The organism is Neobacillus rhizosphaerae (assembly GCF_937468385.1).
GTDB classification, from domain to species: Bacteria; Bacillota; Bacilli; order Bacillales; family Cytobacillaceae; genus Neobacillus; species Neobacillus rhizosphaerae.
This window is the reverse complement of sequence record NZ_CALBWS010000011.1, coordinates 114287-121359: the sequence shown is the minus strand read 5'-3', so window position 1 is coordinate 121359 and position 7073 is coordinate 114287. Positions and strand designations below refer to the sequence as shown.

The following is a 7073-nucleotide window of genomic DNA, read 5'->3' as shown; positions in this document are numbered from 1 at the left end:
GTATTAGGCACGCCGCCAGCGTTCGTCCTGAGCCAGGATCAAACTCTCCAAGAAAGTTGATTAGCTCATAAATGTTACGTTGGCTTAGTTTCAATTGAAACTAATAATTTTTTTGTTTGTTGACGTTTTTGTTTGTTTAGTTTTCAAAGAACAATTTTGATTTTCTTCATTAAATCTTATCGATTTTATAAGTACTCATCCGAGTCTATTTTCTTCCGCCGCCCAAAAGCGACTTCTTTAATATATCATATCCATCTTCATAATGTCAATAACATTTTTTCATTTCTTTTTTTCATTATTTGACTCTCTCGAAGAGGACGAGATTTAATATAACACGAAAAAAATATGATTGCAATATAATTTTAAAAGTTTTTTTCAAAATGTTTATTGCAATCTGCATTCATCTTCTTTTAAGGGAAATATATACTCTCTAACAATTATTGTTCCTTTACACTATTATTTAATTTCAATCTTTTCCTTTCATCAATGACAAAAAGCAGGATTCCTCCAATTACAATTCCTCCGCCCACAAGCTGTGTCCAAATAACAAATTCATCTAATAAAAAGTAGGCAAGAATCGCAGCTCCAACTGGCTCGAATAATATGGCCATTGAAATGCTCGAGGTGCTGAGCCATTTTAAAGACCAATTGAACAAGGTGTGTCCAAGTAAGGTAGGGATAAGGGCAAGCAGAATAAAATAAATCCAATCCTTTGATGGATATGGAAATAATGGCTGATTTACCGCCAGAGTATAAATTAAAAGGGTTACTGAACTCATAAAATAAACAACAAATGTATATGTAATAAGAGATAGTCTTTTTCGAACATCTTGACCGAGTAATAAATAAGCTGTGACAAGTGCGCAAGCAATTAGGGCAAGGGCATCTCCAATTAATGCTGTTCCACTAATTTGGAAGTCGCCCCAACTAATAACGACACTCCCAGCCACAGCAATAATCCCACTGATGATTGCTGTACTAGACAATTTCTCCTTAAAGAAGATATACGTGCCCACAAAAGCAAATAATGGCTGTAATGTAACCAGGACTGTAGAACTTGCAACCGAAGTGTAGTTTAGAGATTCAAACCACAGGATAAAATGAAAGGCTAATAATATCCCGGCGATTGCGGAAAATAGCCAGTCTTTTTTCGTAATCAGACGCAGTTCTGAAACATGTTTAGTTAAAAATAGGGGTAGCATGAATAGAACAGAAAAAAACAGACGGTAAAAAGCGATTACCCCAGAGGGTGCCGTACTAAGCTTTACAAAAATAGCTGAGGCCGATACGGCAATGACACCAACAGCTAATGCGGCGTAAGGATTTATTTTTGGTTCTTCCATTAGAGTCTCCTTTATGTGTAGAATCAATGTAGGGCTTCCATCAGTTTAATTTAATCCTAAAATATTTTCTATATGTTTATCAAAACTTCAGTCAACATACTTAAAATGGACGTGAATTGATATGAGCAGTATCGATGTTGATATATTAATCAAACTAGGAATATCAGCAGTATTTGGCCTAATCATTGGTCTTGAACGTGAATTAAAGAGAAAGCCTGTTGGACTAAAGACAAGTCTCGTCATTTCTGTTGTAAGCTGTTTGCTGACGATTGTATCGATTCAATCAGCCTACATGTTTCCCAATTCAGATCAAGTAAAAATCACCATGGATCCACTTCGACTTGCAGCTCAAATTGTCTCAGGCATTGGCTTTTTAGGGGCTGGAGTCATTTTAAGAAGAGGGAATGACAGCATTTCCGGATTGACAACGGCTGCGATGATTTGGGGAGCAGCAGGCATTGGTATTGCAGTAGGTGCCGGCTTCTATGTAGAAGCCTTTGCCGGTGTAGCATTACTTATTATTAGTGTAGAATTTATACCCTTTTTAATGAAAATATTGGGTCCTAAACAATTACGGGAAAAAGAAATTATGCTTCAGCTATTTATAAGAGATCAAGCGCAAATCGATACAGCTATTTCTTTTTTAATAGAGAAAAAATATATTATACGTAGGCTCAAGATAAAAGATTTAGATAACGGGGATCATTTAGTTCAAATATTAGTGGCAGTTGATTATCGAGAAAAGACAACTGAAGTTTATGCATCTGTATCGAATATAGATGGGGTACAAAAGGTGGAAATAGAAAGTATAAGCTAATAGCGAAAATTTTGTCCCCTATCTTAAAATTTTCTCTTGCAAGAATTTTATAATGCAGATATAATTTCTTTTGTACCAATCATATTGGGGGCTTAGCTCAGCTGGGAGAGTGCTTGCATGGCATGCAAGAGGTCAGGGGTTCGATCCCCCTAGTCTCCATACGAAATGATGATAGAAAAAGAAGGCCCGTCATAATAAAAATGACGGGCCTTCTTTTGTTAATTTTTTCATTTCCCTAAATTACAATTAAATCCGGCTCGCTGTCATTATTATCCCAGCCTAATTAACTCTGTAGAAAAGGTTGTTAGCACTTTTGCTTCTCCATCTTCTCCGATATATACATTTTCTTCGATGCGTACACCGCCGAATCCAGGAATATAAATACCTGGTTCAATGGTAAACAAAAATCCTGGTTCTAACGTCAATTCATTTTTTTCATGGATTGACGGTTCTTCATGCACTTCCATTCCTAAACCATGGCCAACACGGTTATTAAAGTACTGACCATAACCATTTGCTTTGATTACATTACGGGCGGCGGTATCAACCTTCCCAATCATGACACCTGCTTTTGCTGCTAGAACTCCTTCTCGTGTTGCTTCCCGGACGATTTCATAAATCCGCCTCTGTTCTGCTGTTTCCTCTCCTATTACGAAGGTGCGTGTGATGTCGGAGCAGTATCCATCCACGATCACGCCCATGTCAATTAATAAGAAATCACCTTTTTTCATTTTCTTTCCATCAGGGCTGCCATGTGGCAATGATGATTTTTCCCCGGATAAAACCGTCGTTGAAAACGAGGGTCCCTCTGCACCGAACTTTCTCATTAAATATTCAAATTCTGCTGTTAATTCCAGCTCAGTCATGCCCTCTTTAACACTTTTGATTCCTTCGGTTAGTACTTTTTCAATTACTTGAACTGCATATTGGACCTTGCTGCACTCATCAGGAGTCTTCCTCATTCGCTGGCCGGAAATAAATTCTCCAACATTTTGATAGCTAAAACGTGAAAAGAAGTGATTGAGCTGTTCTTGTTGAAATAAACTAACATTTTTTGTTTCTAATCCAATCGATTTAACGCCTTCTCCAATCGTTTCTTTTAACACTTTATAAGGATTTAATTCATCTGTGATTGGAACAATCCGTTTTACATACGAGCTTTTCTCTGCAGCCTCTTGATCAAGTGCAGGAACAAATAAATAATTGGTTTCATTGCGCAAATCAATGACTAAAGCCATAAAACGCTCAAATGGTTCAGAGTTAAAACCTGTATAGTAAAATACATTTTTAGGCGAATTTACAATTGCTATGTCCACTTGCCGTTCTTTCAAATGCTGAACTAATGCATTCAATCGTATTTGATACTGCTTGCTCATATAAACACTCCTCTATTGATACGGATATTAGCAACCTACAAGCGAATTCTAGTCCCAACTCCATTTTGAATCGCTTTTTCGTAAACATATTTAGCTACTACAATATCAACAACAGCTAGACCTACTGATTTAAAAACCGTTATTTCTTGTTTGCTTTCTCTTCCGCTTAATTCTCCACTAACGATTTGACCAAGCTCCGCATAAATATCACTTTCCTTATAAACCCCTTCTTTAATCGGGATTTGCAAGTCACCTGTCTCCTCTAATGCTGCTTCTTTTGATTCCACCACTACTTTATCAGCTGTGGAAATGGCATGGGACGGAAGTTCTTGCATAGTTGGTTTGAATGAACCGATTGCATTCACGTGAACGCCCGCTTGTAATGATTCTGAAAAAACAGGAGAAGAAGAGTTTGTTGCAGTGACAATAATATCCGCTTCACAAACTGCTTCATTTGGGTCTGAATATACTTGAACATTCTTATTGAACTTCTTGGTAATGTATTCAGCAAACTCGACTGCTTTTTGTACAGTTCGGTTAGAAACGATAATTCTTTCAATATCCCGAACAGCGAGTACAGCTTCTACCAACCCTTCACTTTGTCCCCCTGTGCCAATAATAGATAAAGTTTTTGAATCTTGCCTTGCTAAATATTTTGTCGCTACCCCAGTCAAAGCTCCAGTTCTGACCATCGTTAGATATGACCCTTCCAAAAGTGCAAGCGGCACTCCTGTTTCAAAGTCTGATAGCATGACAAGTCCATTTATTGTTTTCTTTCCTATTTTTGTATTATTTGGAGCTACTGTTACGACCTTTATTCCCCATGTTCCAAGCCCTTCAGCTACTGAAGGCATCACTAACGCTGTATTTTGAGAATCAAAGAATGGCAATGCCGTTCGGATTGGGGTCACCGTTCTTGACGCCGAAAACTCCTTTAGAGCACTAGCCGCATGTTCAACCACATCATTCATATCTATTAAACTCTTCTGCTCTTCCGCATTAATAACCAGCATATTTCCCCATCCCTCTCTGTTTTTCTGGAACTGGGCCATTCACTTTACAAAAACTCAAGCCAATAAGAACCCTTGTTTCAATGGGTCTCTTGGATCGATAACAAATTGGTGGAATCCTGTGATAAACGCCTGACCCGTAACCTTTGGAACAATGGCTTCAAACTTGTCTACCTTTGTCCTCGACAGAACTTCACCAATGAATTGCCCCTCGGTAATACACTCATGGACAAAACTCTTTCCTTCTTTTAAAACTCCTTGATCTACTAATGTAGCTAGTCTGGCTGACGTTCCTGTTCCACATGGGGATCGATCGACTTGCTCATCTGCGAAGATGGTCACATTCCGTAAGTCAGCGCCTTCTCCCTTTGGCTCATCGGAAAATATAACACCATATATTCCTTTTAAATCATGTTCAAGTGGGTGCTTCACTTCCATATTGTTTTCAATATAATTCTTGATTTTCCCACCCCATGTTTGAATAGCAGGTAAATCATTGAAATTCACTTTTAAACCAACTTCCTTACTGTTCACTACTGCATAAAAAGCTCCGCCAAAAGCAATATCTACCTGAAATTCATGTCCGTCAATTTTCACCGGAATATCCTTTTTAAAAACAAAGGAAGGAACATTTTCAAATGAAACGGATTCCACTTGGTTTCCATTGTATTTGGCATAGGCAATGACCTCTCCCGCAGGGCTATCAATGACAAATTTTTGTTTGCCACCTGTCATATCGAACATACCCGTTTCAATTCCAAATGTAATAACAGCAACGATTCCATGGCCGCACATGGTGCTCCATCCTTCATTATGCATAAACAAGACTCCGAAATCAGCATGCGGACTTGCAGGAGGTGTTATGATACAACCGTACATGCCATGGTGCCCCCGTGGTTCATACATAAGAATCTCTCGTAGATGATCCAAATGCTCCATGCAGTATGCTCGTCTTTCCAATTGAGTGCTGCCTTTTATTTCTGGCAAACCTCCGGTAATAATACGTAATGGCTCTCCGTATACATGCATATCAACTGTAGTGTACATTTTAGTAAAGTTCATATTCATTCTCCCTCCAAATTTTTCTCTACTTTCTTTAAATTTCTAAGAATACTCTGTCTTATTTTTTATGTAAGTCTCGTGCTGACTTTAGACATAGCGAAGTTAATCTTATTAAAAACCTCCGAATGAGATATAAGGTTATTACAAGTCACCACTATAAAATTACTAATTCCTTAGTCGAGGGTGTCAAAACTTCACGTCCATTTTCTGTGATGAGGATAACGTCCTCAACCCTGGCTCCGCCAAGGCCATGTAAATAGATACCAGGTTCGACTGTTATCACCATGTTTTCTTCTAATACTTTGTCTTTTACAACAGAGAAAAATGGGTCTTCATGTACTTCCAGTCCTATTCCATGTCCAGTTCCGGTACCAGAACGATCGTTAAAACCGTGCTTTATAATATTTTTCCTCATTAAAGCATCGACCTCTTGATCGGTTAGCCCTGGTCTTAAGCCAGCAACACAAGTTTCGAATGAGGTAAGAACAATATCATGGAGTTTCCTTAATTCAGGTGCAGGTTCTCCAACAGCAATGACTCTTGAAATATCTGCCCAATAGCCTTGATAATTGGCACCGAAATCAATTGTTATCATTTCCCCTTTTTCAATTACTTTTTCACTTGCACGGCCATGCGGCAATGAGGCACGAAATCCTGAGACTACAATCGGAGAAAAACCCGTGGTTGTACAACCGTGCCTCCTGATAAACAATTCAAGTTCTTCCGCTACATCCAATTCAGATAGTCCGGATCGGACAAAGTTTAAGACATGGAGGAACGCTTTATCAGTAACATCTGCAGCCACCCTTAATTTCTCAATTTCATCTTTTGATTTAATCATTCGGAGTTTTTCAACAACACCGCTTGTAGGAATTAATTCTTTCGAAAGACGGTCTTTATTTCTGCTAAATAATCCAAACGATAAATGTTCTTGTTCAAAACCAAGCTTGCTAATCTTCATTTCTTTTACTTGTACAGCGACTTCTTCGAAGATTTTCCCTTTATGACCTGTATGTCCAGCGTGTAAAACAATATCATAATCCTCAGTTTGGTTTTGGGCCTGCTCAATATAGCGATAATCGGTAATAAGTTTTGCTTCAGTTTCCGAGATGAGAATAACACCATTGCTTCCTGTAAAGCCAGACATGTATAATCTGTTCCATGGATTGATAATCATCATCCCGTCCACACCTAAATCATGAAACCTTTCCCTCAGCTTTCTAATTCGCTCCATTGGTATCCACCTCACATTTTTATTTCAGGCTATATTATGCAATTTTTGTGCCATGAAAAATATCTCACGGTTCAAATTAAATAGAAGGAATTAGGATTTAGGATCGTCTCATTTTGTTATACACTTTCAAAATATTTAGACAACTGTTGTCAAAAAATTTGTACACCAATTTAGTACTGCTTCCTACTCACTTTCAAATATATAATTTTCCAGTCAATTTTAAAAAAGTTC

Annotated in this window: 6 protein-coding genes and 1 tRNA gene; 2 read left to right on the top strand and 5 right to left on the bottom strand. The window is 38.1% G+C overall.

Going from position 1 to position 7073, the window contains the following annotated elements; genetic code table 11:
• Positions 1–437 precede the first annotated feature (437 nt).
• Positions 438–1343 (bottom strand): DMT family transporter, encoded by a 906-nt coding sequence (locus M5A78_RS10690; protein ID WP_248735255.1) that lies wholly within the window; start codon positions 1341–1343, stop codon positions 438–440.
• 121 nt (positions 1344–1464) lie between these two features.
• On the opposite strand from M5A78_RS10690, the gene M5A78_RS10685 reads away from it, so the two are divergent.
• Positions 1465–2160, top strand: coding sequence for an MgtC/SapB family protein (locus tag M5A78_RS10685; RefSeq protein WP_248735254.1), 696 nt, complete (start codon positions 1465–1467; stop codon positions 2158–2160).
• 86 nt (positions 2161–2246) lie between these two features.
• A tRNA-Ala gene (locus M5A78_RS10680) sits at positions 2247–2319 on the top strand.
• 110 nt (positions 2320–2429) lie between these two features.
• On the opposite strand, the gene M5A78_RS10675 is transcribed toward M5A78_RS10680, so the two are convergent.
• The 4 genes from M5A78_RS10675 to M5A78_RS10660 form a co-directional block, all read right to left on the bottom strand.
• Positions 2430–3536 carry a M24 family metallopeptidase gene (locus tag M5A78_RS10675; RefSeq protein ID WP_248735253.1) on the bottom strand — a complete coding sequence of 369 codons (1107 nt, stop codon included), beginning with the start codon at positions 3534–3536 and terminating at the stop codon, positions 2430–2432.
• Between the two features lie 35 nt (positions 3537–3571).
• Entirely contained in the window at positions 3572–4549 is a 978-nt protein-coding gene (locus tag M5A78_RS10670) for an ornithine cyclodeaminase family protein (protein WP_248735252.1), read from the bottom strand.
• Between the two features lie 54 nt (positions 4550–4603).
• Positions 4604–5608, bottom strand: a complete 1005-nt coding sequence (locus M5A78_RS10665; protein ID WP_248735251.1) for a proline racemase family protein — start codon at positions 5606–5608, stop codon at positions 4604–4606.
• A 154-nt stretch (positions 5609–5762) separates the two neighbouring features.
• Complete coding sequence (locus tag M5A78_RS10660; protein ID WP_248735250.1) at positions 5763–6842, bottom strand: M24 family metallopeptidase; 1080 nt, start codon at positions 6840–6842, stop codon at positions 5763–5765.
• Positions 6843–7073: the final 231 nt, after the last annotated feature.